Raw genomic sequence first — 23,503 nt, 5'->3', positions numbered from 1 at the left:
CTGATGTCGGTGGATTCACGCGGCGAAGGGCGCTGGCCGGGGGCTGGGGCCGGGCGCATAGTCACTGTTCGACAACAACAAGGCAGAGGCGGCCATGACCAAGACCCTGCATCACCGTGCCTGTCACCTGTGCGAAGCAATTTGCGGGCTGAACATCGAAGTCAGCCATGAGGACGACGGGCGGTCGCTAATCAGCTCGATCAAGGGCGACCCCCAGGACCCGTTCAGCCGTGGCCACGTCTGCCCCAAGGCCGTGGCCTTGCAGGACATCCAGAACGACCCTGACCGCCTGCGCCAGCCCCACAAGCGGGTAGGGGAGCATTGGCAGGCCATCGGCTGGGACGAGGCCTTTGCCCTGGCCGCCGAAAAGTTGTGGGCGGTCCAGCAGGCACACGGGCGCAATGCCGTGGCGGTCTACCAGGGCAACCCGAGCGTGCACAACTACGGTTTGATGACCCACAGCAACTACTTCCTCGGCCTGCTCAAGACACGCAACCGTTTCTCGGCCACCTCGGTGGACCAGCTGCCACAGCACCTGGTCAGCCACCTGATGTATGGCCATGGCCTGCTGCTGCCGATTCCGGATATCGACCACGCCGACTTCATGCTGATTCTTGGCGGCAACCCGCTGGCCTCCAACGGCAGCATCATGACCGTGCCCGATGTGGAAAAGCGCCTCAAGGCCCTGCTTGCCCGGGGCGGGCGCCTGGTGGTGGTGGACCCTCGGCGCAGCGAAACGGCGGCCATGGCCGATACCCACCTGTTTATCCGGCCGGGTGGGGATGCGGCCTTGCTGTGCGGCGTGCTCAACACCCTGTTCGAGGAGGGCCTGGCGCAAGGTTCGCACTTGCCCATCAACGGCCTGCAGCAGGTGCGTGAGGCGCTTGCACCCCTCAGCGCCGAAGCCATGAGCACGCATTGCGGCATTGCCGCCACGCAGATCCGCCAGTTGGCACGGGACTTCGCTGCGGCAGAAAAGGCCGTGTGCTATGGCCGCATGGGCGTTTCCACCCAAACCTTCGGCACCCTCTGTCATTGGCTGGTGCAACTGATCAACCTGGTGACCGGCAACCTCGACCGTGAAGGCGGCGCGTTGTGCACCGAGCCTGCCGTCGACCTGGTGGCCACCACCTCGGGCGGCCATTTCAACGCCTGGCAGAGCCGGGTGTCGGGTTTGCCCGAGTACGGTGGCGAGCTGCCAGTGGCGGCCCTGGCCGAAGAGATGCTTACACCTGGCGAAGGGCAGGTACGCGCCTTGGTGACAGTGGCCGGCAACCCGGTGCTGTCCACGCCTAACGGTCGCCAGCTGGATGCGGCCCTGGAAGGCCTGGAGTTCATGCTCAGCATCGACCTCTACATCAACGAAACCACTCGGCATGCCGACCTGATCCTGCCTTCCACCTCCTCGCTGGAAAACGACCACTACGACAGCACCTTCAACTTGCTGGCCGTGCGCAACGTCACCCGCTTCAACCGGGCGATCCTGGCCAAGCCTGACGGCGCGCTGCACGACTGGGAAATCTTCGTCGGCCTGGCCCAGGCGTTTGCCAGGCGTACCGAGCTTGAGTTGAAACCGACCTGGGCACCTGCGCAGATGATCGATCTGGCCTTACGCAAGGGGCGCTATGGTGAAGCAACGCCTTGGCGGCTTTCACTGGCAACGCTGGACGAGCACCCACACGGCCTTGACCTCGGGCCATTACGCAGCAACCTCGCTGCGCGCCTGGCGACTACCAGCAAGGCTGTCGAAGCGGCACCCCAGGTGTTGCTGGACGACCTTCACCGCCTGACGCAACTGGCACCCCCCGTGCCGGGTGAGCTGCTGCTGATCGGCCGCCGCCACGTGCGCAGCAACAACTCATGGATGCACAATTTCCACCGCCTGGTGAAAGGCAAGCCTCGCCATCAGCTGTTGATGCACCCGCAAGACCTGCAACAGCGACAGTTGCAGGACGGCCAGCGGGTGCGCATCCGCTCGCGCACGGGTGATCTCGAAGTCGAGGTGCAGGCCTGCGAGGACATGATGCCCGGAGTGGTCAGCCTGCCCCATGGCTTCGGTCACGGTCGTCAGGGCGTGCACATGCAGATCGCCCAGGCGCAGCCCGGGGTGAGCGCCAACGACCTGACCGACGAGCGCTTGCGAGACCAGGTTTCCGGCAACGCTGCGCTCAATGGCGTACCCGTGCAGGTGGAGGCCGCATAAGGAACAGCAAGGCCGAGCACGCTGCTCGGCTTTCCGTTACAATGCGCCACCGTGCCGACAACAGCGTCGCAAAGTTAAGCCGAGGTGCTACATGGATATCATCGAAACGATCAAAGAGCAGATTGCCAACAACACCATTCTGCTTTACATGAAAGGCTCGCCGAATGCCCCGCAATGCGGGTTCTCGGCCAAGGCATCGCAAGCAGTGATGGGTTGTGGCGAGAAGTTCGCCTACGTCGACATCCTGCAGAACCCGGAAATCCGTGCCAACCTGCCAAAATATGCCAACTGGCCGACCTTCCCGCAGCTGTGGGTAGCCGGCGAGCTGGTTGGCGGTAGCGATATCATGCTGGAAATGTTCCAGAACGGCGAGCTGCAGACCCTGATCAAGGACGCTGCTGCCAAAGCCAAGGCTTCCGAAGCCTGAGCTTCCGGCAAGCATAAAAAAACCCGCTGATCGCGGGTTTTTTTATGCGGCGAATAATTATTCTTCGCCCATCTGCGACTGCAGGTAGTTTTCGATAGTGATCTTGTCGATCAGCCCCAGCTGGGTTTCCAGCCAGTCGATGTGCTCTTCCTCGGATTCGAGGATCTCTTCGAGCATGTCACGCGAGCCGAAGTCGCCAGCGGTTTCGCAATGGGCGATGGCTGCCTTCAGGTCGGCCAGGCCTTTCTTTTCAAGCTTCAGGTCGCACTCGAGCATTTCCTTGGTGTGCTCGCCGATCAGCAGCTTGCCCAGGTCCTGAACGTTAGGGATGCCTTCGAGGAAGAGAATACGCTTGATCAGTTTGTCAGCGTGCTTCATCTCGTCGATGGATTCCTTGTACTCGTGCTTGCCGAGCTTGTTCAGGCCCCAATCTTCGTACATGCGTGCGTGCAGGAAGTACTGGTTGATCGCGACCAGCTCGTTTCCGAGGATCTTGTTGAGATGCTGGATGACGCTTACGTCGCCTTTCATTACGGGTTCCTGCCCTGTAGAAGTGTGCCAATACAGTGAAGTTTGAGCCCGATACTTAGTAGTGTCAAACCTAAGTTGTTGAATAATAAGTGAAAATTAATAGGAATAAGAATGTTTGTGAACCGCGTTGGAGCGCTAACTTATTGAATTTAAGGCATAAAAAAACCGGACACAGGGTCCGGTTCTTTGAATTCTGGGTTTTCAGGCCGCGGTAAATTCCACGGGATAGGGCAGGGCGGCCTGGCTGACCTGAAGCTCGGTCAGGGTCTCACGGACCACTTCCTTGGCCAGGCAGGCACATTTACCACACTGGCTTGCGACATTGGTCGCGGCTCGCACTTCCTTGTAACTGCAGCATCCTTCATAGATCGCATCGCGGATCTGTCCGTCGGTGACGCCGACACAAAGACACACATACATAAGGGCTGACCATCGCGGGTTGAGTCGATGGATTGGAGCTTAATGTGAATGAGAATGCTTGTCAAAGTGCTTTCTGAAAAGGCTGTGCTTGAGCGACCGGTGGTTGCCTGCCTGATGGATTCGGCCTGTCATCAGAAGCCGTGTATGATGGTCGGCCTTTGTTGGATGTCGGGCAAGCCCGTCTGGCCCGGCAAACGGTTTTTCACCCTCATCAGGAGATTACAATGAGCGTACTCGTTGGTAAGAAAGCCCCCGATTTCACCGTTCCAGCCGTGCTGGGCAATGGCGAGATCGTCGACAGCTTCAACCTGGCTTCGGCCATCAAGGGCAAGTACGGCCTGGTGTTCTTCTACCCGCTGGACTTCACCTTCGTCTGCCCGTCCGAGCTGATCGCCCTGGACAACCGCATCCCGGACTTCCAGGCGCGCAACGTCGAAGTGATCGGCGTGTCGATCGACTCGCACTTCACCCACAACGCCTGGCGTAACACCCCGGTCAACAACGGCGGCATCGGTCAGGTGAAGTACACCCTGGCTGCCGACATGACCCACGAAATCTGCAAAGCCTACGACGTAGAGTCCGAAGGCGGCGTGGCCTTCCGTGGCGCCTTCCTGATCGACACCAACGGTGTTGTCCGCTCGCAGATCATCAACGACCTGCCACTGGGCCGCAACATGGACGAGCTGCTGCGCCTGGTTGACGCCCTGCAGTTCCACGAAGAGCACGGCGAAGTCTGCCCTGCCAACTGGAAAAAAGGCGACAAAGGCATGAACGCTTCGCCAGAAGGCGTTGCTGCCTACCTGAGCGAGAACGCCGGCAAGCTGTAATTGCCGCTCGTATAAAAAAACCGGCCTTCGTGGCCGGTTTTTTTGTGCCTGGACTTCAAGGCTTCCAGTGCCTGTGCTGGCCCTTTCGCGGCAAAAGGCCGCTCCTACAGCAGTACGCATACCCCTGTAGGAGCGGCCTTGTGCCGCGAAAGGGCCGCAACGCGGCCCCTGGATTCAACTCAATCGTTGAAATCGCGCCAGCCGCCCATCTCTTTCCAACGGTTGACGATGCCGCAGAACAGCTCGGCCGTCTTCTCGGTGTCATAACGGGCCGAGTGCGCTTCACGCCCGTCGAAGTCGATGTCCGCGCTCTGGCAGGCACGCGCCAGCACGGTTTGGCCATACGCCAGGCCCGCGAGGGTAGCGGTGTCGAAGCTCGAAAACGGGTGGAACGGGTTGCGCTTCAGGTCATTACGCGCCACCGCCGCATTGAGGAAGCCCAGGTCGAAGCTGCTGTTGTGGCCGACCAGAATCGCCCGCTTGCAGCCATTGGCCTTGAGTGCCTTGCGTACGCCGCGGAAGATGTCGGTTAGCGCGCTTTCCTCGCTGACGGCCATGCGCAGCGGGTGGTCCAGCTTGATGCCGGTGAACTCCAGCGCGGCGGCTTCGATGTTGGCGCCCTCGAACGGCTCCACCCGGTGGAAGTAGGTGTGCTCGGGGAACAGGAAGCCTTTCTCGTCCATGCCGATAGTAACGGCGGCAATTTCCAGCAGGGCATCGGTGGCGCTGTTGAAACCACCTGTCTCCACATCCACCACTACCGGCAGGTAGCCGCGGAAGCGCTCGGCCATCGGGTGGCGCGAACCGCTGCTGCCTTGGGTGTCCATGTCGTCTTCGTAGAGTTCTTCGCTCACGCGTTTTCCTCCAGCAGGCGCCAGCGCAGTTTTTCACCGGCGCGCAGCGGGATTATGGTCTGCTCGCCAAACGGCAGGCTGTCCGGGGCGGTCCATTCTTCACGCACCAGGGTAATAGTGTCGGTGTTCGCCGGCAGGCCGTAGAAGGCCGGGCCGTGCAGGCTGGCAAAACCTTCCAGCTTGTCTAGCGCGTTACGCTGCTCGAACGCTTCGGCGTACATCTCGATGGCCGCGTAGGCGGTATAGCAACCGGCGCAACCGCAGGCGGCTTCCTTGGCGTGACGAGCGTGCGGTGCCGAATCGGTGCCCAGGAAGAACTTCGGGTTACCGCTGGTGGCCGCGTCCAGCAGCGCCACCTGGTGAGTATTGCGCTTGAGGATCGGCAGGCAGTAGAAGTGCGGGCGAATACCGCCAACCAGCATGTGGTTGCGGTTGTACAGCAGGTGCTGCGCGGTGATGGTCGCGCCGACGTTGGCCGGGGCCTCGGTGACGAACTGCGCGGCATCGCCGGTGGTGATGTGTTCGAACACCACTTTCAGCGTCGGGAAGCGCTCGACCAGGCGACGCATGTGCTCGTCGATGAAGCGCTTCTCGCGGTCGAACACGTCGATCTCGCTACGGGTCACTTCGCCATGCACCAGCAGCGGCATGCCAACTTCCGCCAGCGCCTCGATGGCCGGGAAGATGTTGTCGATGCTGGTCACGCCCGAATCGGAGTTGGTGGTGGCGCCAGCCGGGTACAGTTTGGCGGCGTACACGATGCCGCTGGCCTTGGCCGCGCGAATATCTTCGGGGCTGGTGCGGTCGGTGAGGTACAGCACCATCAGCGGCTCGAAGCGGCTGCCGTCAGGCCGGGCGGCCAGGATGCGCTCACGATAGGCACCGGCCTCGTCGGCATTACGCACCGGAGGAACCAGGTTAGGCATGATGATGGCACGGGCAAAAGTGCGCGCCACGTCGCCAACGGTGTGGGGCAGGACGGCACCATCGCGCAGATGGATGTGCCAGTCGTCGGGGCGCAGGAGGGTCAGGCGATCGGACATTGGGGATTCCAGGCGGGTCGAACTCAAGCCCCAATGCTACCGGAAAACCCTGGGGCGAGCACGGCTATCAAGTTTTCCGGCAGGCGTCCGATAGCCTGCAGGTAAGCCGTCAGAATTTGTGGAGCCGCCCGTGCGCCAGCGTTACCTAACCCTGTTGACCCTGTTCGCCAGCCTGCCGGCAGGCGCACTGACTTTCCAGACGCGCATGGAGAACATTGCCTGGAAGGTCGAGGGTGACCAGTTCGAGTGCCGTCTGATCCAGCCAGTAGAAGGTTTTGGCAGCGGCGAGTTCGTGCGCCGGGCAGGTGAACAGCCGGTGTTCCAGCTGCGTTCGGACAGCAACGTACTGGGTGCAGGTACAGCCAGCCTGCTGGCGGCGGCGGCGCCGTGGCAGCCTGGGCGGGGTGATATCAGCCTGGGCAACGTGCGCATGGCCCGTACCGGTGTGCTGTTCAGTTCTTCCCAAGGCCAGGCCAGCCGCCTGATAAACGGCCTGCTCGACGGGCGCAGCACCGTGGTACGCAGCTACAGCGGTGAGGCCGGCAGGCCGATGGAAGTGCGCGTGCTGCCGGTCAGCTTCGCCAAGGCCTACAGCGACTACCAGGCTTGTGCCGGCAAGCTGCTGCCGATGAATTACGATCAGGTGCGCCAGACCCAGGTGGGCTTCCCGGGGGGCGGCACCGATCTGGACGCGTCGGCGCGTGCACGGCTGGATGTGATCCTGGATTACATGAAAGCCGACCCGACGGTAAACCACATCGAGCTGAACGGCCACTCCGACAACAGTGGCAACCGCCTGACCAATCGTGACCTCTCGCGCCGTCGCGCGCTGGCGGTGGCTGATTACTTCAAGGCCCATGGCTTGACTGAAGAACAGATCACGGTGCGCTTCCATGGCGAGCAGTACCCGTTGGTGAAGAACAACAGCGCTGCCAACCGGGCGCGCAATCGCCGGGTGAATATCGAGCTGGATCGGGTGGCAGTGGTTGAGAAACCTGTGGAAAAACCGGCTGAACGAGTGGCGCCTGCCGCCCCGGAGGCGAAGGCGCCCTGAAATCGGTGTGGCTCCAGATGTTTGCCACGAGATTTCCAGCGCCTGTGAAATCGAGCGCCGCCCGCGCGGCGCTTCGCAGCACAAGGCTGCTCCTACATTTGTTTCGGGCCAGTCACGCCTGTGCCTGAGCACGCGAACGCCTTGTTCGCCTGGTACTATATCGACGTCGACGCCAAGGCGCAGCGCTGCAACTTCAGGAATAACTGGCCCGAAACAAATGTAGGAGCAGCCTTGTGCTGCGAAGCGCCGCGCGGGCGGCGCTCGATCTCATAGGCGCTAGAGATGGTGAAGCATACACCCGTCGCCCTTCCGACAGTTCCTGTCGCTTTGTCGTCAGAAGCTGTCGCCCCACTGTAAATTTATCCGTAAGGCCGTTAGAATCGATCCCTTTCCGTACAACCCCGTGGAGTGATGGCATGGCGGACGTAAAAAAGGTCGTACTGGCGTATTCCGGCGGCCTTGATACTTCGGTGATTCTCAAGTGGCTGCAGGATACCTACAACTGCGAAGTGGTGACCTTCACCGCTGACCTGGGTCAGGGCGAAGAGGTCGAGCCGGCCCGTGCCAAGGCCCAGGCAATGGGTGTTAAAGAGATCTACATCGACGACCTGCGCGAAGAATTCGTGCGTGATTTCGTGTTCCCGATGTTCCGCGCCAACACCGTCTACGAAGGCGAGTACCTGCTGGGTACTTCCATCGCCCGCCCGCTGATCGCCAAGCGTCTGATCGAAATCGCCAACGAAACCGGCGCTGACGCCATTTCCCATGGCGCCACTGGCAAAGGCAACGACCAGGTGCGTTTCGAGCTGGGTGCCTACGCCCTGAAACCGGGCGTCAAAGTCATCGCCCCGTGGCGTGAGTGGGACCTGCTGTCCCGCGAAAAACTGATGGACTACGCCGAAAAGCACGGCATCCCGATCGAGCGCCACGGCAAGAAGAAGTCGCCGTACTCGATGGACGCCAACCTGCTGCACATCTCCTACGAAGGCGGTGTCCTGGAAGATACCTGGACCGAGCACGAAGAAGACATGTGGCGCTGGAGCGTCTCGCCTGAGAACGCCCCGGACCAGGCGACCTACATCGAGCTCACCTACCGTAACGGTGACATCGTTGCGATCGATGGCGTCGAGAAGACCCCGGCTACCGTCCTGGCCGACCTGAACCGTATCGGCGGTGCCAACGGCATCGGCCGCCTGGACATCGTCGAGAACCGTTACGTCGGCATGAAGTCGCGTGGCTGCTACGAGACCCCAGGCGGCACCATCATGCTCAAGGCCCACCGTGCCATCGAGTCGATCACCCTGGACCGCGAAGTCGCTCACCTGAAAGATGAGCTGATGCCGAAGTACGCCAGCCTGATCTACACCGGCTACTGGTGGAGCCCGGAGCGTCTGATGCTGCAACAGATGATCGACGCTTCGCAGGTCAACGTGAATGGCGTGGTACGCCTGAAGCTGTACAAGGGCAACGTGACCGTGGTCGGCCGTCAGTCGGACGACTCGCTGTTCGATGCCAACATCGCGACCTTCGAGGAAGATGGCGGCGCGTACAACCAGGCAGACGCGGCCGGCTTCATCAAGCTGAACGCACTGCGGATGCGCATTGCTGCCAACAAGGGCCGTTCGCTGCTCTGATTGCTGGCACGTGTCGCAGAAACCCCGGCTCAGGCCGGGGTTTTTTTATGACTGCAGAAAAGTCCGGGGGTTTAGCGCTCGTCGTTCACGACGTTGCCCTCGAGTGCGCTGATCGACAGCTGCGCACATTGACGTTTGTCCAGATTGCAAAAGCGCCAGGTGCGCGCGGGTACGGGGGGGTGGGCAAGTGCAGACAGGAGTTGCTGTTCCATCATGCGGTTGGCGTCGGGGCCGGAAAACATGAACGTGACTGGCTCGCCTTTGGCCGCTTCGTGGGGATCGTTGGTCATGGCAGGAGTGGCCACGTTGTTCGGGATCGGCATGTCGTCATCCGTCGTTCTGCCGGGTGACGGGCCGTAGAACGACTTGTAGTTGAAATTGAGCGTCAGGAAGAACAGCGCAGTCAGAAAGAACGGGAAGCCGACCAGAAACCAGGTGTAGAGCATTTGGCTGGACTCGCTGAGAAACGGCAGGGTCGCGAGCGCGGAGGCTTCGATGATCCCCGCGAAGATGGCAATGATCGTCAGCGGGGCGACAGGTTGTGCTTGGGTCATTTGGGCCGTCTCCAGCGGTTTTGCCCATCTATACCTGACCGTTGAGCTCAGCTAAAGACTGGACTGGTTTCCGGGTGCGAACTAATCGCCGGAAAGCCTGGTCGCATTGATTTTTCACCGTGTTTGAATTGGATCTTTCTTCAACTGGGCGTCAGTTTTTCAACTGGTGCGAACTTACGGGCGGGTGATACCGTAAGTTTGGTAATAAAGAATTTAGTTGTTACAACTGCAGTAGTTATTTGTAGGAAATTTCTGTAAGTGCTGTAGGTTTCATCTGCTCATCAGTTTCGCTGGGAATTCGCCGCGCCATCGCACGCCCTGTCGGTTATCGTGGCGTGCCAAAGCAAAAACAATGAATCAATGGATATCGCATGAATAAAGTGCTTATCGTGGATGATCATCCGGTCATACGCCTGGCCGTGCGCATGCTGATGGAGCGGCATGGGTATGACGTGGTGGCGGAGACCGACAATGGGGTGGCTGCACTGCAACTCACACGGCAACACCTGCCGGATATCGTGGTGCTGGATATTGGCATCCCCAGGCTGGATGGCCTGGAGGTGATCGCGCGCATGGCAGCGTTCAGCCCGGGCAGCAAAGTCCTGGTACTGACGTCGCAGGCCCCCGGCAACTTCTCGATGCGCTGCATGCAGGCGGGGGCATCGGGTTACGTGTGCAAGCAGCAGGAGCTCACCGAGTTGCTCAGCGCCATCAAGGCCGTGTTGTCGGGTTACAGTTACTTCCCCAACCAGGCCCTGCATGCGTCGCGTGGCAGGGGAGGGGGGAGCGAGACGGACATGGTCAACCGTCTTTCGGCGCGCGAGATGACCGTGTTGCAGCAGCTGGCGCGGGGGCGCTCGAACAAGGAAATCGCCGACAGCATGTTCCTCAGCAACAAGACGGTCAGTACCTACAAGTCCCGGCTATTGCTCAAGCTCAATGCGCGGTCGCTGGTTGACCTGATCGAACTGGCGCAGCGGCAAGGTCTTAACTGACTGCCAGGCCGCAAAGCCTCCCGTCAGGAGGCTTTGCCAAGGCTCCCGAGCAGCGCTACAGGTCGTAGTCGAAATCGGCCAGTTGCTTTTGCAGCCGACGTTCTTCCAGCATGTTGTCGATGGTGCGGCGTTTGCTCAGGTTGGTCTTTGCGCTTTCCACCTGGGGTTCCGCTTCATCCTCTGTGGCAACAAAATCATCTTCGATCGACAGGTCGTCTTTATCGGTGCTCATGAGTCGCTCCAAGCCAAGGGGCCATTGGCCGTCCTTATAACCAGAAAGCAGACGCTGGTAAAAAAGATTTTTTCAATCGCCGCGAGTGGTTTTGAGCTATCGGCTCAATCGTCGCTGGTCTTGTGCTTGTATTCGCACAAGTCTTCGATCCGGCAACTGCCACACCTTGGCTTGCGGGCCTGGCAGACATAGCGCCCATGCAGGATCAGCCAGTGATGGGCGTCGAGCAGGTAATCCTTTGGCACGAACTTGACCAGTTTCTTCTCCACCTCCAGCACCGTCTTGCCTGGCGCAATGCCCGTGCGGTTGCTGACTCGGAAGATATGGGTATCCACCGCCATGGTCGGTTGGCGAAATGCAGTGTTAAGCACCACGTTGGCGGTCTTGCGGCCCACGCCGGGCAGTGCCTCCAACGCTTCGCGGGTTTGCGGCACCTCGCTGCCGTGCTGCTCTATCAGCATCCGGCAGGCTTCGATGACGTTTTTGGCCTTGCTGTTGTAAAGCCCGATGGTCTTGATGTATTCGCTCAGGCCTTCAACGCCCAGGGCATGTATGGCCTCGGGGGTGTTGGCGACGGGGAACAGTCGGGCGGTGGCCTTGTTGACGCCGACGTCAGTGGATTGCGCAGACAACGTCACGGCGACCAGCAGTTCGAACGGGGTGGTGTAGGCCAGTTCTGTCTTGGGGTCGGGGTTGTCTTCGTGCAGCCTGCGAAAGATCTCCAGGCGTTTGGCGGCATTCATGAAATCAGAGCTTTCCTTGACGACGTGGGTGGGCGGGGCCCGGACGCAGGCGATTGTACAAGGCCAGCAGCAGTCCGAGCAGTAGCAGCGCGCCGGGGGCCAGGCTGGCCAGGTGCAGGCCGGTCAGCTCAGCCAACCCTTGGCGGCTGGCGCCGAGCAGCAGGCAGACAGCAAACACGGCGCCAAGCTGCCTGGCCAGCAGGCGCCAGCGGCCCTGGCTGGGCAACAGGTGGTCGTAGGCCAGGCATGGCAGGCAAAGCAGCGCGGGATAGTGGCCCAGGGCAATGGCCAGTGGCAGCAGCCACGCCCGTAGGGCCAGTTGCAGGCAGCTTGCCAGGGCTGCCAACAGCAGCAGGCTTGCCAGCACGTATGCCCCGGTGGCCAGCCGCTGGCGCAAAGGGGCCAGCAGCAACTGGTGCAAGCTGCTGATCACTATCGCGCACACGCCGATGGCGGCGCCCTCGCGCAGCGTTCTGGTGGCGCCAAGTACGGGCACAAGGCTTGCGGCTAGCCAATAGAAACTATTCATGCGCGGTGCCCTCCAGCAGCATGCTGCGCTGCTCGTCGAAATAGGTCAGGGCTTCCTGTAATGCTGTGATCACTGCCCGCGAGGTCACGGTGGCGCCAGCCAGTTGGTCGAAGTCACCCTGGTCCCGCTTCAACGCCCAGCGGTTGCCCAACTGACGGTTGGCAAACTGCCCCAACCAGTCCACCTGCGGGTCTGCCAGGCGGGCGCCCAACCCAGGGCTTTCCTGTTGCTCGACCACTTGGCTTCCGATCAGTCGGCCGTCTGTGGCGATGGCAATGCTCAGCACGATCGGCCCGGCATAGCCTTGGGCCTGCGAGATCAGGATGATTGCGGTTGGCTCGCCTGCCCCCGTGGCCCGATAAGCTGCCAGGATACGGCTGTTTGGCCGCTGTGCGGCGGGCCTTGGAAGGGGCGTGTCCAGTGGCTGGTTGTCGTAACTGCCTTCAGGCAGCACTGCCAGCCGCTGGCGGATTTGCAGTTGCTGTTCGGCGCTGGCGATGGCAGTACTGGTCCAATGTCGCCATGTCAGCGTGGCAGACACAGCCAGTGCCCCGGTCAGCAGTAGCAGGGCTGCGTCACGCGCCAGGCGGTTCATCGGCTGGCCTGCTGGCGCTGCAGGGCCAGGCGCTCAAGGCTCGGTGCCATGAGGTTCATCAGCAAGATGGCGAATGCCGTGCCATCCGGGTAGCTGCCCCACGTGCGAATCAGGTAGATCAGCAGCCCGGCTCCCAGGCCGAAGCACAGCCTGGCCCACTCATTCTTGGGGCCGGAGACGGGCTCGGTGGCAATGAAGAACGCCGCCAGCATGGTCGACCCAGAGAACAGGTGCAGCAAGGGTGAGCCGTTGGAATCCGACCCCGAACCGTTCCAGGCCAACAGGCTGAACACGAACAGGCCTGCCAGCAAGCCCGCAGGCGCATGCCAGCTGATCACCTTGCGCTGCAGCAGGAACAGGCCGCCGAGCAGGAACGCCAGGTTGGCCCATTCGCTGCCCCTGCCGCCAATACTGCCGAAGCCCGGATGACGAGCGAACAGCTCGTCAATGGTCAGGCTGCGATTGTGGCGCAGGCCGTCGAGCAGCGTAGGGCGGGCCCAGGCATCGATGTGTTCGTCGCCCGCAAACATCTGCTGCAGGGTTTCCAGCAGGCCAGGTGCAGGCCCGGGCCAGTGGTTCATCTGCAATGGGAAGCTCAGCAATACGAAGGCATAACCGACCATGGCCGGGTTGAACAGGTTGCGCCCGACACCGCCAAAGGCCTGCTTGCCGATGCCGATGGCAACGCTTGTGGCCACCACCGGCAACCACCACGGGGCCAGGGTGGGCAGGGCGCACGCCAGCAAGACGGCTGTCACCAGTGCGCTGCCATCGCTCAGCGCCGGCTTCGGCGGTTGCCCGCGCATTGCCAGCAGCAGTGTTTCGCACAGTATGGCGGCACTGGCGCAGAGCAACAGGTTCACCAGCAAGCTCCAGCCGTGCAGCCACAGTAGTGTCAGCAGGCCAGGTATGCAGGCCAGCAAGACCAGACCCATGCTGGTGCGCAGTCGCGGGTCGGGGCTGGTGTTCATTGTGCAAACAACCCATTGAAACCGGAAAATGCCATGGCCATTACCCCGGCACCGATCAGTTCGATAGGCAGGCCGCTCAGCACGCCGGGGATATCGGCATGGGCACTGCGCTGGCGCAGGTCAGTGAACAAGACCAGCGCCAGCCAGAAGCCACCACTGGCCAGCAAGCCTTGCAGCAGAGTGGCGGGCCACGTGCTGTCGTCGCTGGCCTGCTGTAGCGCCAGCCCAAGCGCTACGGCATTGCTCAAGAGCAAGGCTGGCAACCCCGTCACGGGCCAGGTCGGGCGCCATTTGGCCAGCAGCCACGGCACACCCCAGGCAAGCAATGCCAGCCAGGGCAATAGCACGAACAGGGCAAGGTCGTGGATGTGCAACGGGGCAAGCACCCCTCGCATCAGCAACTGGGCACCGATAACGCCCAGCGCAATGCACAGCGCGCAGGCCAGGCCGTGCACATGCAAGTGCAGCCTGGGGGCTGACGGTTCTAGCAGGCACAGGTGATTGACCAACGCGGCGCTGATCAGGACCAGGATGTAGTCGCTCATGAGATGACGATAGCCGGGAATCATGGTGATTGTCCGGCAATCAAGGCGCAGAGGGAACTGCCCCGGCACGAAGGCCGGGGCAGGGGCGTTACTTGATGCGCTGGCCTGGCTTGGCGCCGCTGTCCGGGCTCAGCAGGTAGATTTCTTCACCGCCAGGGCCGGCGGCCATGACCATGCCCTCGGACACGCCAAAGCGCATCTTCCGTGGCTTGAGGTTGGCAACCATCATGGTCAGGCGGCCTTCCAGCTTGGACGGATCGGGGTACGCCGACTTGATGCCGGAGAACACGTTGCGGCGCTCGTCACCGATATCCAGGGTCAGTTGCAGCAGCTTGTCGGCGCCCGCGACGGCTTCGGCCTTGACGATCAGTGCCACGCGCAGGTCAACGGCAGCAAAGGTGTCGAACTCGATTTCTGCCGAAAGCGGGTCCTTGGTCAGCTCGCCGTTGCCGGCCGGGGCCTTGGCTTCGGCGGCCAGCAGGTCTTCCTTGCTGGCTGCGACCATGGCTTCGACCTTGGCCGGTTCGATGCGGCTCATCAGTGCCTTGAACGGGTTCAGCTGGTGGTTTTCCAGGCGCGACTGGTGGTCGTTCCAGGCCAGCGGGGCAACGTTGAGGAAGGCTTCGGCGTCGGCGGCCAGCACGGGCAGCACGGGCTTGAGGAAGATCACCAGCTGACGGAACAGGTTGATGCCCTGGGCGCAGATGGCCTGCACTTCATCCTGCTTGCCTTCCTGCTTGGCCAGCGACCACGGTGCCTTGTCGGCGATCCAGGCGTTGGCGCGGTCGGCCAGCGCCATGATCTCGCGCATGGCGCGGCCGAAGTCGCGGCCTTCGTAGGCTTCGGCAATCGACGGGGCAGCGGCCAGGAAGGCCTCGGTCAGCTCCGGTGCGGCATCGCCGGCCACCATCACGCCTTCATTGCCTTTGTGGATGAACCCGGCGCAGCGGCTGGCGATGTTGACTACCTTGCCCACCAGGTCGGAGTTCACCTTCTGCACGAAGTCTTCCAGGTTCAGGTCCAGGTCGTCGACGCCACGGCCCAGCTTGGCCGCATAGTAGTAACGCAGGTATTCCGGCTGCAGGTGGTCAAGGTAGGTGCGGGCCTTGATAAACGTGCCGCGCGACTTCGACATCTTGGCGCCGTTGACGGTCAGGTAGCCGTGCACGTTGACCGCGGTCGGCTTGCGGAAGCCGGCGCCTTCGAGCATGGCGGGCCAGAACAGGGCGTGGAAGTTGACGATGTCCTTGCCGATGAAGTGGTACAGCTCGGCCTTGGAGTCTTCCTTCCAGAAGGCGTCGAAGTCCAGCTCTGGGCGGCGTGCGCACAGGTTCTTGAAGCTGGCCATGTAGCCGATTGGCGCGTCCAGCCACACGTAGAAGTACTTGCCCGGTTCGCCCGGGATCTCGAAGCCGAAATACGGAGCGTCACGGGAGATATCCCACTCCTGCAGCCCGGAATCCAGCCACTCGGCCAGCTTGTTGGCTACCGCGTCCTGCAGGGTGCCGCTGCGGGTCCACTGCTGCAGCATGGCCTGGAAGTCTGGCAGTTTGAAGAAGAAGTGCTGCGAATCACGCAGTACCGGGGTGGCACCGGAAATCGCCGACTTGGGGTTCTTCAGCTCGGTAGGCGCGTAGGTGGCGCCGCATTTTTCGCAGTTGTCGCCGTACTGGTCTTCGGCCGCGCACTTGGGGCAGGTACCCTTGATGAAGCGGTCGGCCAGGAACATGCCCTTTTCCGGGTCGAAATACTGGGTCACCGAACGGGTGGCGATGTGCCCGGCTTCACGCAGGCGCGTGTAGATCATGCTCGACAGTTCGCGGTTTTCTTCGCTGTGGGTGGAGTGGAAGTTGTCGAACTCCACCAGGAAGTCGGCGAAGTCGCCGCTGTGCTCGGCCTGGACGTTGGCGATCAGCTGTTCCGGGGTGATGCCTTCCTTTTCGGCACGCAGCATGATGGCCGAGCCGTGCGCGTCGTCGGCGCAGACGTAGATGCACTGGTTGCCGCGCATTTTCTGGAAGCGGACCCACATGTCTGTCTGGATGTACTCGAGCATATGGCCAAGATGGATGGATCCATTGGCATAGGGCAGGGCGCTGGTGACGAGAATCTGACGTGGCTCGGACATGGTGGCTCGGCTACTTATCTGGCTACGGGTAAAAATGAGGATGATCGGCCACTATAAAGGGCTGGCGAAGATATTTCACCCCGCATGCGCATCTGCTGACGTTTGACGGGTTAGGATAGGCGCCTGTTCTACATCAAGTTTGCCAATGGGAGTCTCCATGAGTGCCGTCACCCGTGCCACCGTCGAAGGCGTGCTTCGCCAGTACACCGACCCCTACCTGAACCAGGACCCGGTCAGCGCCGGTTGCGTGCGCGCCATCGATATCCAGGGCGGGCAGGTCAGCGTGCAGTTGCAGTTGGGGTATGCCGCAGGGCTGTTCAAGAACGGCTGGGCCCAAGTGCTGCAGACCGCCATCGGCAACCTTGAGGGTGTCAGCAGCGCCCAGGTGTCGATCGATTGCCAGGTGGCCGCGCACAAGGCCCAGGCCCAGGTACCGGCCATGGCCAACGTCAAGAACATCATCGCCGTGGCCTCTGGCAAGGGTGGGGTGGGCAAGTCGACCACCGCGGCCAACCTGGCCTTGGCCCTGGCCCGCGAAGGCGCGCGCGTGGGTATTCTCGATGCCGACATCTACGGCCCAAGCCAGGGCGTGATGTTCGGTATTGCTGAAGGCACCCGCCCACAGATCCGTGACCAGAAGTGGTTTGTGCCGATCAAGGCTCATGGTGTGGAAGTCATGTCCATGGCGTTCCTCACCGACGACAACACGCCGATGGTCTGGCGTGGCCCGATGGTTTCCGGTGCGCTGCTGCAACTGGTGACCCAAACCGCCTGGGACGATCTGGATTACCTGGTGATCGACATGCCGCCGGGCACCGGCGATATCCAGCTGACCCTGGCGCAGAAAGTGCCAGTGGCCGGCTCTGTGATCGTCACCACCCCGCAGGACCTGGCGTTGCTGGATGCCAAGAAGGGCGTGGAGATGTTCCGCAAGGTCAACATCCCGGTGCTCGGCGTGGTCGAGAACATGGCCGTGCATATCTGTTCGAACTGTGGCCATGCCGAGCACCTGTTCGGCGAAGGCGGTGGTGAGAAGCTGGCGAGCCAGTATGGCGTGGACCTGCTGGCCTCGTTGCCACTGTCGATGCTGATTCGTGAGCAGGCCGACAGCGGTAAGCCCACGGCGATTGCCGAGCCGGAAAGCCAGATTGCCATGGTCTATCAGGAACTGGCCCGCCAGGTGGGTGCACGGATCGTGCTGCAGGAAGCAGCCGCACCGGCGATGCCGAGCATTACCATCAGCGAAGATTGATCTGTCAGACCGAGTCGCCTTCTTCGCGGGTGAACCCGCTCCCACAGGTACGGCGCAGCCTTCAAATGCCGCGCGGTCCTGTGGGAGCGGGTTTACCCGCGAAGAAGGCGACTCGGTCTTTCAGTCAGGCATAAAAAAACCCGCCAGAAGGCGGGTTTTTTTGAAAGCTAGGAAGCGAGATCGACTTAGGCGATCTGAACTTCTTCAGCCTGCATGCCTTTCTGGCCGCGGGTAGCGACGAAAGTAACAGCTTGGCCTTCTTTCAGGGTTTTGAAGCCGTCAGCTTGGATGGCTTTGAAGTGCACGAACAGGTCGTCGCCCGACTGAGGGGTGATGAAGCCGTAGCCTTTTTCATCGTTGAACCACTTAACGGTACCGTTTTGACGGTTGGACATTTTTCTGTCTCCTTGGACAATTTAAGAACGGTCAGGAAAAACCCTGCCCGGGACTGAGCGCAAAGAGAGCAGAAAATTCAGCGATGGGCCGATCAGGATCGTGCATCAAACTAGAGATTCTCGGTGTCACGTGCAGCACAGTGGCGTCACCTTACCCCACTTTCCGCAACCTGCCAATGGTCTGAAGGTGCTTTAGGCAAATTCGGATCGACGGTGGCTGCAGCCTCCGCTTGGCGCGGGATGCGGCATAGAACTTTAACCTGGGCGCCGGGACCGGTAAGATGCGGATCACGATTTTTACCACGCAACTCTTCAGGACACCCCCGCCATGAGCATCAAATCGGACAAGTGGATTCGCCGCATGGCGCAGGAACACGGCATGATCGAACCGTTCGTCGAGCGCCAGGTGCGCGGCGAACAGGACAGCCGGGTCATTTCCTTCGGTGTCTCCAGCTACGGCTACGACGTGCGCTGCGCCGACGAATTCAAGGTTTTCACCAACATCAACTCGGCCACCGTCGACCCCAAGAACTTCGATGCCGGCAGCTTCGTCGATATCAAGAGCGACGTGTGCATCATCCCGCCGAACTCCTTCGCCCTGGCCCGCACCGTCGAGTACTTCCGCATTCCGCGTGACGTGCTGACCATCTGCCTGGGCAAGAGCACCTACGCCCGTTGCGGCATCATCGTTAACGTCACCCCGCTCGAGCCTGAGTGGGAAGGCCATGTGACGCTGGAGTTTTCCAACACCACCACGCTGCCAGCGAAGATCTACGCCAACGAAGGCGTGGCACAGATGCTGTTCCTGCAATCGGACGAAGAGTGCGAAGTGTCCTACAAGGACCGTGGCGGCAAATACCAGGGTCAGCGCGGCGTTACCCTGCCGCGTACCTGAGCCGACAAACGCGGGGAATTCCCCGTGCCTTTGGCACTCCAACGCAGTAATGCCGGTGCGCATGATGTGCATCGGCTTACGTCAGGAGCAGCCAATGAAACTCCATCCCGCAATCAGTGCCAAGTTGGCAGGCCTGCAGCCCAATCACGTCGGGTTGTTGCCCTGGTCATTGCTGGCGCACCCGCTGCCGATGCAGGCGGGGGGCGTGCCCCACCAACCTGGCCCCGATACGCCACAGCCAGCGGAACCGGGCGAAACGCAACCCATGGAGCCGGGTGAGCCGACCTTGCCGGACGAGCCGCCTCCAGCGCCCGTAGCCTGAGCGCTGCTACAGCGGCCAGACCCGCCCTGCGCCAGCCAGATATACCCGGCTTGCGCCGTCAGGCGCGATTGTCCAGCCGCCTGTGAATTCTCCGAATGCTGGCAGCAGGCTGACGGCCTCGTCGATCACGAAGCATGGCAGCCGCAGGCGCTGACGGGCCTTGCCGCGCAGAACGAAAACCGGGTGCACATGGCCCGCCAGCACCGGGTGTGTGGGGTGGGCCCGGGGTTCGTGCTGTAGCGCAAATGGCTCCAGCATCCAGGGTTCGTCCTGCACTTCAATGCCCAGGGCAGCGGGTGGATCGCCAGCGTTGCGATCATGATTGCCGCGAATCAGGACGATGTGCAGGTTTTCATGCCGTTCTCGCCATTGTTGCACTTTGGCCAGCGTTGCCGGGGCACGTGCCGTGCGGGCGTGAAGAAAATCGCCCAGAATGATCAGTAGCTCACAGTCATGAGCCGCCAGCAAGGTATCAAGCCGGGCGAGTGTAGCCTGCGTGGTGCCGCGAGGCACCGGTTGGTGGAGGGCGCGGTAGCTGGCCGCCTTGCCGATGTGCACGTCTGCCACTAGCAGGGCGCGGCGGGCGGGCCAGTAGATGGCCTTGTCGGGCAGCAGCCAGAGCGCCTGGCCACAGTGCATGATGAGTTGATGATTCATTGTTCAGCCGAGCCCATCGACGCGGCGCTCTCCAGCTCAGCTACCATCCGCGCAATCCTGTCCGCCAGCTTTTCGGTGCTCAGCGTCTCGCGCATGCCTTCCACCAGCAACGCAAATGCCAACGGCCCCGGCCGCTTCAACATACGCAGGTCCAACCGCAGGCTGCCCATCTTCAGCAATTGCTGATGCAGCCGTTCGATTTCCAGCTCCTCTCTCAGCACCTCGTCTCGCGCTTGGCCAAGTAGCAGATTGTCAGCGTCATGCTTGCGGAATACCTCGTAGAACAGCCCACTGGATGCCTGGATTTGCCGGGTGCTTTTCTGCGCCGCCGGGTACCCGCCAAACACCAGTCCGGCTATCTGGGCGATCTCACGAAAGCGCCGCAACGCCATTTCTCCCGCATTCAGGCTGGCCAGTACGTCCTCCAGCAGGTGCTCGGTAGCAAGCGCCTGTGGCAAGTAAGCTGCCCAGTCCACGTTGCCAGGGCTGAGCAGTTCGAACCCGTAATCGTTGACGGCAATCGACACCGACAGTGGTTGCACGCGGCTGACCCGCCACGCAATCAGGTTGGCCAGGCCCAGGTTGGCCATGCGCCCGGCAAACGGGTACATGAACAGGTGCCAGCCCTGGCGGGATTTGAACGTTTCGGCCAGCAGCGTGGCTGTGGTGGGCAACGCCGACCATTGCGCCTGTAGCGCCAGCAGCGGGCGCACCGCACGCATCTCCGGGCCGTCGAAGCGCTCGTGGGCTGCGGCATCGAGCTGTTCCACCAACGCGTCGGCCAGTTCGCTGGACAGTGGCATGCGCCCGCCGTTCCAGCGTGCCACCGCTGCCTTGCGCGCTGTGCTACGGCGCACATAGGCCGTCATGTTTTCCACGCGCACCAGCTCGAGCACTCGCCCGCCGAAAACCAGCGTATCACCGGGGCGCAGGCGGGCGATAAACGCTTCTTCGACACTGCCAAGCGTCTTGCCCCCGCCGCCCTTGCTCCAGTATTTCAACTGCAGGTGGGCATCACTGACGATGGTGCCGATGCCCATGCGATGGCGCCGCGCCAAGCGTTCGCTGGACACGCGGTATAACCCATCGGCCTGGCGTTCGACGCGCTGGTAGTCCGGATAGGCGCTGAGTGAACCGCCGCCGTGGCAGACGAAGTCCAGTGCCCACTGCCACTGGCTGTCGCGCAACTCGGCGAATGCCCAGGTGCTGCGCACTTCGGCCAGCAACGCCTCGGCGCGAAAGCCACTGCCCAGGGCCATGCTGACCAGGTGCTGCACCAGAACGTCCATACAAAGCCGTGGCGAGACGCGCGCTTCGATATGCCCGGCTGCCAGTGCCTGGCGCGCCGCGGCTGCTTCCACCAGTTCCAGGCTGTGAGTAGGCACCAGGGTTATGCGCGAGCGCCGCCCCGGTGCATGGCCGGAGCGACCGGCCCGCTGCATCAGGCGGGCGATACCCTTGGCCGAACCGATTTGCAGCACCCTCTCCACGGGCAGGAAGTCCACGCCCAGGTCCAGGCTGGACGTACAGATCACGGCCTTCAGGCTGCCTTGCTTGAGGCTGCGCTCGACCCAGTCACGGGTATCCCGGGCGAGCGAGGCATGGTGCAGGGCAATCAGCCCGGCCCAGTCAGGGCGGGCTTCAAGCAGGGCCTGGTACCACAGTTCGGCCTGGGCACGGGTATTGGTAAACACCAGGCAACTGGCGCTGGTGTCTATTTCATGGCTGACCTGTTCGAGCATCTTCAGGCCCATGTGCCCGGCCCAGGGGAAGCGTTCGATCGCCGCCGGCAGCAGGGTATCGACCTGCAGCATCTTGTCCTGGCGGCCCTGTACCAGCAGGCCGCCCTGCGGCAGCAATACGTCCAGCGCGTGTTGCAGGTTGCCGAGCGTGGCAGAGAGGCCCCAGGTGGGCAGCTCGGGGTGCCACTGGCGCAGGTGGGCCAGGGCCAGTTGCAGTTGTACCCCGCGCTTGTTGCCTAGCAGTTCGTGCCATTCGTCCACCACCACCAGGCGCAGCGTGGCGAAATCCTCGCGGGCCTGTGCCCGGGTCAGCAGCAACGTCAGGCTTTCGGGGGTGGTAACCAGCACGCTGGGTAGGCGCCGAGCTTGGCGGGCACGTTCGGCGCTGCCGGTGTCGCCGCTGCGCACCCCCACGCTCCAGGGCAGCCCGAGCTCATCAAGCGGCGCTTGCAAGGCACGTGCAGTGTCCGCGGCCAGGGCACGCATGGGCGTGACCCACACCACCTGCAATGCCACAGGTTGGCGGCCCTGTGGCAGGGCCTTGAATGCACGTATCGCGGCCAGCCATACCGCGTAGGTCTTGCCTGCGCCGGTGCTGGCATGCAGCAAACCAGACTCACCCCGTTCGACGGCTGCCCAGACGCGTCGCTGGAAAGCGAACGGCTTCCAGCCGCGTTTGGCAAACCAGGCATTGGCAAGGTCGGTAGCGGTGGGCATGAGGCAGTGGTCCGTCGAAGGTTGTGCTTCTACAGACCAACCATCAGGGGCAATGGTTTTACCGAATCAGTTGCCCAGCAGGTAGCCGCTGCGGCATACCTGTTCGCCGGCCACATGGGCGATGACCATGCCCGCCGTTGCCATGCGCCGCACGCTGCGGGCGTACAACAGGCCCGGCTGGCTGTTGCGTACGGCGGTCACCCGGTCGCTGAGCGGGTCGATGATTTCTGCGATCAACTGGCCGGCTTCCAGGTGCTGCCCTGGTTTGGCGTGATACACCAGCAAACCGCCCAGTGGCGTCGATACCGGCTCGACAGCGGCCAGCGCAGTGGCGGGGTTGAGCAAGGCCGGCAAGGCGGGGCTGGTGCCTTCGATGACTCCCGCGTGGGTCAGGAAGTCGATTATCGCCTGGCAATCCTTGCTGGCCAGGTCATGGCTGACATCCGCCTGGCCGCGCAGCTCGACAGTCACCGAGCAGCAGCCCAGCGGGATGGGGAAGCGCTTGCCGAAGCGTTGCTGCAACTGCCACCAGACCAGGCTGAAGCATTCGTCGAACGACTGCCCGCCCGAGTCGGTGGCCAGCAGGCTGGCCTGGGCGCCCAGGTAGCGGGCCAGCGGCTCGATTTGCGGCCAGGCGTCTGGCGTGGTGTACAGGTGCTCGACCGCCTCGAAATCGCAGTGCAGGTCCAGCACCAGGTCGGCGTCGCAGGCCAGGCGCTGCAGGATCAGGCGCTGGGCCTGCAGGGGCGTGCGGGCCGGGTGTGCGTCCAGCCCACGGCGCAGGTATTCGCGAATCAGCGCGATGTTGTGCGCAGGGTCCTGGGCCAGGTGTTCTTCGATCTGGTCGCCAATGCTGTCCGACAGGTCGACGAAGTTGCGGTTGAAGTTCTCGCCGCTTTGCAGTTCGAAACGCCCCAGTGGCGCATCCAGCAGCACTTGCTCCAGGCCGACCGGGTTGGCCACCGGTACCAGGATGATTTCCCGCTGCAGGCGGCCTTGCTGTTCAAGTGCCATCAAGCGGCGCTTGAGGTGCCAGGCCACCAGCATGCCCGGCAGCTCGTCGGCGTGCAGCGAGGCCTGGATATAGACCTTGCCGCCACCGCGGGGGCCGAAGTGAAAGCTGTGCAGTTGGCGAGTGATGCCCGGAACGGGTGAGAGCAGGTCGTGGGTTGAATGGTGCATGGTGGTCCTGGATGCGTGGCGAATACGGTCTGCGACACGGGTCGGCTCAAAGATAG

25 protein-coding genes are annotated in these 23,503 nt (G+C 62.2%); 9 read left to right on the top strand and 16 right to left on the bottom strand.

Going from position 1 to position 23,503, the window contains the following annotated elements; genetic code table 11:
* Window positions 1–94 precede the first annotated feature (94 nt).
* The gene (locus tag ABI582_RS08425) at window positions 95–2,203 is read left to right on the top strand and encodes a molybdopterin-dependent oxidoreductase (RefSeq protein WP_442118945.1); all 2,109 of its coding nucleotides are present in this window, start codon (window positions 95–97) and stop codon (window positions 2,201–2,203) included.
* A 91-nt stretch (window positions 2,204–2,294) separates the two neighbouring features.
* On the top strand, window positions 2,295–2,630 hold the full coding sequence (grxD, locus tag ABI582_RS08420) for a Grx4 family monothiol glutaredoxin (RefSeq protein WP_016488783.1): 336 nt from the start codon (window positions 2,295–2,297) through the stop codon (window positions 2,628–2,630).
* 57 nt (window positions 2,631–2,687) lie between these two features.
* On the opposite strand, the gene bfr is transcribed toward grxD, so the two are convergent.
* The gene (gene bfr / locus ABI582_RS08415; protein ID WP_016498212.1) at window positions 2,688–3,161 is read right to left on the bottom strand and encodes a bacterioferritin; all 474 of its coding nucleotides are present in this window, start codon (window positions 3,159–3,161) and stop codon (window positions 2,688–2,690) included.
* Window positions 3,162–3,362: 201 nt separating this feature from the next.
* Window positions 3,363–3,581, bottom strand: coding sequence for a bacterioferritin-associated ferredoxin (locus tag ABI582_RS08410; RefSeq protein WP_016488781.1), 219 nt, complete (start codon window positions 3,579–3,581; stop codon window positions 3,363–3,365).
* Window positions 3,582–3,805: 224 nt separating this feature from the next.
* On the opposite strand from ABI582_RS08410, the gene ABI582_RS08405 reads away from it, so the two are divergent.
* Window positions 3,806–4,408 carry a peroxiredoxin gene (locus ABI582_RS08405; protein ID WP_012273884.1) on the top strand — a complete coding sequence of 201 codons (603 nt, stop codon included), beginning with the start codon at window positions 3,806–3,808 and terminating at the stop codon, window positions 4,406–4,408.
* Between the two features lie 179 nt (window positions 4,409–4,587).
* On the opposite strand, the gene rnt is transcribed toward ABI582_RS08405, so the two are convergent.
* Together rnt and pyrC are read right to left on the bottom strand one after the other, a co-directional pair.
* Window positions 4,588–5,235 carry a ribonuclease T gene (rnt, locus tag ABI582_RS08400; protein ID WP_217435874.1) on the bottom strand — a complete coding sequence of 216 codons (648 nt, stop codon included), beginning with the start codon at window positions 5,233–5,235 and terminating at the stop codon, window positions 4,588–4,590.
* A 23-nt stretch (window positions 5,236–5,258) separates the two neighbouring features.
* Window positions 5,259–6,305 carry a dihydroorotase gene (pyrC, locus tag ABI582_RS08395; RefSeq protein ID WP_442118944.1) on the bottom strand — a complete coding sequence of 349 codons (1,047 nt, stop codon included), beginning with the start codon at window positions 6,303–6,305 and terminating at the stop codon, window positions 5,259–5,261.
* Between the two features lie 130 nt (window positions 6,306–6,435).
* On the opposite strand from pyrC, the gene ABI582_RS08390 reads away from it, so the two are divergent.
* Together ABI582_RS08390 and ABI582_RS08385 are read left to right on the top strand one after the other, a co-directional pair.
* Window positions 6,436–7,359 carry a flagellar protein MotY gene (locus ABI582_RS08390; protein ID WP_442118943.1) on the top strand — a complete coding sequence of 308 codons (924 nt, stop codon included), beginning with the start codon at window positions 6,436–6,438 and terminating at the stop codon, window positions 7,357–7,359.
* Window positions 7,360–7,775: 416 nt separating this feature from the next.
* Complete coding sequence (locus ABI582_RS08385; protein ID WP_016498216.1) at window positions 7,776–8,993, top strand: argininosuccinate synthase; 1,218 nt, start codon at window positions 7,776–7,778, stop codon at window positions 8,991–8,993.
* A 71-nt stretch (window positions 8,994–9,064) separates the two neighbouring features.
* Here the strand turns inward: ABI582_RS08385 and ABI582_RS08380 are convergent, their stop codons facing one another.
* Window positions 9,065–9,547 carry a hypothetical protein gene (locus tag ABI582_RS08380; RefSeq protein ID WP_338745013.1) on the bottom strand — a complete coding sequence of 161 codons (483 nt, stop codon included), beginning with the start codon at window positions 9,545–9,547 and terminating at the stop codon, window positions 9,065–9,067.
* A gap of 371 nt (window positions 9,548–9,918) precedes the next feature.
* Here ABI582_RS08380 and ABI582_RS08375 point away from each other — a divergent pair, with 371 nt between their 5' ends.
* Entirely contained in the window at window positions 9,919–10,542 is a 624-nt protein-coding gene (locus ABI582_RS08375; protein WP_086977904.1) for a response regulator transcription factor, read from the top strand.
* A 55-nt stretch (window positions 10,543–10,597) separates the two neighbouring features.
* Here the strand turns inward: ABI582_RS08375 and ABI582_RS08370 are convergent, their stop codons facing one another.
* The 7 genes from ABI582_RS08370 to metG form a co-directional block, all read right to left on the bottom strand.
* On the bottom strand, window positions 10,598–10,774 hold the full coding sequence (locus tag ABI582_RS08370) for a PA3496 family putative envelope integrity protein (protein WP_016498218.1): 177 nt from the start codon (window positions 10,772–10,774) through the stop codon (window positions 10,598–10,600).
* A gap of 104 nt (window positions 10,775–10,878) precedes the next feature.
* Entirely contained in the window at window positions 10,879–11,517 is a 639-nt protein-coding gene (gene nth / locus ABI582_RS08365; RefSeq protein WP_016498219.1) for an endonuclease III, read from the bottom strand.
* A 4-nt stretch (window positions 11,518–11,521) separates the two neighbouring features.
* A complete protein-coding gene (locus ABI582_RS08360; protein WP_338745012.1) occupies window positions 11,522–12,046 on the bottom strand; it encodes an NADH:quinone oxidoreductase in 525 nt (174 codons plus the stop codon).
* The gene (locus ABI582_RS08355; RefSeq protein WP_338745011.1) at window positions 12,039–12,641 is read right to left on the bottom strand and encodes an RnfABCDGE type electron transport complex subunit G; all 603 of its coding nucleotides are present in this window, start codon (window positions 12,639–12,641) and stop codon (window positions 12,039–12,041) included. Before ABI582_RS08355 ends, ABI582_RS08360 begins: the two co-directional genes overlap by 8 nt.
* Window positions 12,638–13,612, bottom strand: coding sequence for an RnfABCDGE type electron transport complex subunit D (locus tag ABI582_RS08350; RefSeq protein ID WP_338745010.1), 975 nt, complete (start codon window positions 13,610–13,612; stop codon window positions 12,638–12,640). Before ABI582_RS08350 ends, ABI582_RS08355 begins: the two co-directional genes overlap by 4 nt.
* On the bottom strand, window positions 13,609–14,157 hold the full coding sequence (locus ABI582_RS08345; RefSeq protein WP_442118942.1) for an Rnf-Nqr domain containing protein: 549 nt from the start codon (window positions 14,155–14,157) through the stop codon (window positions 13,609–13,611). The genes ABI582_RS08350 and ABI582_RS08345 overlap by 4 nt, the downstream gene beginning before the upstream one ends.
* An 88-nt stretch (window positions 14,158–14,245) precedes the next feature.
* Window positions 14,246–16,285 (bottom strand): methionine--tRNA ligase, encoded by a 2,040-nt coding sequence (gene metG / locus ABI582_RS08340; protein ID WP_197899069.1) that lies wholly within the window; start codon window positions 16,283–16,285, stop codon window positions 14,246–14,248.
* Window positions 16,286–16,442: 157 nt separating this feature from the next.
* Between metG and apbC the strand changes: the two genes are divergently transcribed.
* Complete coding sequence (apbC, locus tag ABI582_RS08335; protein WP_442118941.1) at window positions 16,443–17,537, top strand: iron-sulfur cluster carrier protein ApbC; 1,095 nt, start codon at window positions 16,443–16,445, stop codon at window positions 17,535–17,537.
* Between the two features lie 185 nt (window positions 17,538–17,722).
* On the opposite strand, the gene ABI582_RS08330 is transcribed toward apbC, so the two are convergent.
* Window positions 17,723–17,932, bottom strand: coding sequence for a cold-shock protein (locus ABI582_RS08330; RefSeq protein ID WP_012273869.1), 210 nt, complete (start codon window positions 17,930–17,932; stop codon window positions 17,723–17,725).
* Between the two features lie 328 nt (window positions 17,933–18,260).
* Here ABI582_RS08330 and dcd point away from each other — a divergent pair, with 328 nt between their 5' ends.
* Complete coding sequence (dcd, locus tag ABI582_RS08325) at window positions 18,261–18,827, top strand: dCTP deaminase (protein ID WP_003258001.1); 567 nt, start codon at window positions 18,261–18,263, stop codon at window positions 18,825–18,827.
* Between the two features lie 94 nt (window positions 18,828–18,921).
* Window positions 18,922–19,149 carry a hypothetical protein gene (locus ABI582_RS08320; RefSeq protein ID WP_338745008.1) on the top strand — a complete coding sequence of 76 codons (228 nt, stop codon included), beginning with the start codon at window positions 18,922–18,924 and terminating at the stop codon, window positions 19,147–19,149.
* A 6-nt stretch (window positions 19,150–19,155) separates the two neighbouring features.
* Here the strand turns inward: ABI582_RS08320 and pdeM are convergent, their stop codons facing one another.
* The 3 genes from pdeM to ABI582_RS08305 all read right to left on the bottom strand — a co-directional run bounded on the left by pdeM (window position 19,156) and on the right by ABI582_RS08305 (window position 23,447).
* A complete protein-coding gene (pdeM, locus tag ABI582_RS08315) occupies window positions 19,156–19,806 on the bottom strand; it encodes a ligase-associated DNA damage response endonuclease PdeM (RefSeq protein WP_338745007.1) in 651 nt (216 codons plus the stop codon).
* A complete protein-coding gene (locus tag ABI582_RS08310) occupies window positions 19,803–22,265 on the bottom strand; it encodes a ligase-associated DNA damage response DEXH box helicase (protein ID WP_338745006.1) in 2,463 nt (820 codons plus the stop codon). Before ABI582_RS08310 ends, pdeM begins: the two co-directional genes overlap by 4 nt.
* Before the next feature lie 66 nt (window positions 22,266–22,331).
* Window positions 22,332–23,447 (bottom strand): succinylglutamate desuccinylase/aspartoacylase family protein, encoded by a 1,116-nt coding sequence (locus ABI582_RS08305; protein ID WP_338745005.1) that lies wholly within the window; start codon window positions 23,445–23,447, stop codon window positions 22,332–22,334.
* Window positions 23,448–23,503 lie beyond the last annotated feature (56 nt).

The organism is Pseudomonas sp. SAS7, assembly GCF_052112345.1.
GTDB classification, from domain to species: domain Bacteria; phylum Pseudomonadota; class Gammaproteobacteria; order Pseudomonadales; family Pseudomonadaceae; genus Aquipseudomonas; species Aquipseudomonas putida_Q.
The sequence above is the reverse complement of the archived record's forward strand: the minus strand, read 5'-3'. Positions and strand labels throughout refer to the sequence as shown.

Excerpts from the sequence above, each read along its gene's own strand:
- ABI582_RS08425 (WP_442118945.1), top strand. The coding sequence starts at position 95 with ATGACCAAGACCCTGCATCACCGTGCCTGTCACCTGTGCGAAGCAATT.
- grxD (WP_016488783.1), top strand. The coding sequence starts at position 2,295 with ATGGATATCATCGAAACGATCAAAGAGCAGATTGCCAACAACACCATT.
- bfr (WP_016498212.1), bottom strand. The coding sequence starts at position 3,161 with ATGAAAGGCGACGTAAGCGTCATCCAGCATCTCAACAAGATCCTCGGA.
- ABI582_RS08410 (WP_016488781.1), bottom strand. The coding sequence starts at position 3,581 with ATGTATGTGTGTCTTTGTGTCGGCGTCACCGACGGACAGATCCGCGAT.
- ABI582_RS08405 (WP_012273884.1), top strand. The coding sequence starts at position 3,806 with ATGAGCGTACTCGTTGGTAAGAAAGCCCCCGATTTCACCGTTCCAGCC.
- rnt (WP_217435874.1), bottom strand. The coding sequence starts at position 5,235 with ATGGACACCCAAGGCAGCAGCGGTTCGCGCCACCCGATGGCCGAGCGC.
- pyrC (WP_442118944.1), bottom strand. The coding sequence starts at position 6,305 with ATGTCCGATCGCCTGACCCTCCTGCGCCCCGACGACTGGCACATCCAT.
- ABI582_RS08385 (WP_016498216.1), top strand. The coding sequence starts at position 7,776 with ATGGCGGACGTAAAAAAGGTCGTACTGGCGTATTCCGGCGGCCTTGAT.
- ABI582_RS08380 (WP_338745013.1), bottom strand. The coding sequence starts at position 9,547 with ATGACCCAAGCACAACCTGTCGCCCCGCTGACGATCATTGCCATCTTC.
- ABI582_RS08375 (WP_086977904.1), top strand. The coding sequence starts at position 9,919 with ATGAATAAAGTGCTTATCGTGGATGATCATCCGGTCATACGCCTGGCC.
- ABI582_RS08370 (WP_016498218.1), bottom strand. The coding sequence starts at position 10,774 with ATGAGCACCGATAAAGACGACCTGTCGATCGAAGATGATTTTGTTGCC.
- nth (WP_016498219.1), bottom strand. The coding sequence starts at position 11,517 with ATGAATGCCGCCAAACGCCTGGAGATCTTTCGCAGGCTGCACGAAGAC.
- ABI582_RS08360 (WP_338745012.1), bottom strand. The coding sequence starts at position 12,046 with ATGAATAGTTTCTATTGGCTAGCCGCAAGCCTTGTGCCCGTACTTGGC.
- ABI582_RS08355 (WP_338745011.1), bottom strand. The coding sequence starts at position 12,641 with ATGAACCGCCTGGCGCGTGACGCAGCCCTGCTACTGCTGACCGGGGCA.
- ABI582_RS08350 (WP_338745010.1), bottom strand. The coding sequence starts at position 13,612 with ATGAACACCAGCCCCGACCCGCGACTGCGCACCAGCATGGGTCTGGTC.
- ABI582_RS08345 (WP_442118942.1), bottom strand. The coding sequence starts at position 14,157 with ATGAGCGACTACATCCTGGTCCTGATCAGCGCCGCGTTGGTCAATCAC.
- metG (WP_197899069.1), bottom strand. The coding sequence starts at position 16,285 with ATGTCCGAGCCACGTCAGATTCTCGTCACCAGCGCCCTGCCCTATGCC.
- apbC (WP_442118941.1), top strand. The coding sequence starts at position 16,443 with ATGAGTGCCGTCACCCGTGCCACCGTCGAAGGCGTGCTTCGCCAGTAC.
- ABI582_RS08330 (WP_012273869.1), bottom strand. The coding sequence starts at position 17,932 with ATGTCCAACCGTCAAAACGGTACCGTTAAGTGGTTCAACGATGAAAAA.
- dcd (WP_003258001.1), top strand. The coding sequence starts at position 18,261 with ATGAGCATCAAATCGGACAAGTGGATTCGCCGCATGGCGCAGGAACAC.
- ABI582_RS08320 (WP_338745008.1), top strand. The coding sequence starts at position 18,922 with ATGAAACTCCATCCCGCAATCAGTGCCAAGTTGGCAGGCCTGCAGCCC.
- pdeM (WP_338745007.1), bottom strand. The coding sequence starts at position 19,806 with ATGAATCATCAACTCATCATGCACTGTGGCCAGGCGCTCTGGCTGCTG.
- ABI582_RS08310 (WP_338745006.1), bottom strand. The coding sequence starts at position 22,265 with ATGCCCACCGCTACCGACCTTGCCAATGCCTGGTTTGCCAAACGCGGC.
- ABI582_RS08305 (WP_338745005.1), bottom strand. The coding sequence starts at position 23,447 with ATGCACCATTCAACCCACGACCTGCTCTCACCCGTTCCGGGCATCACT.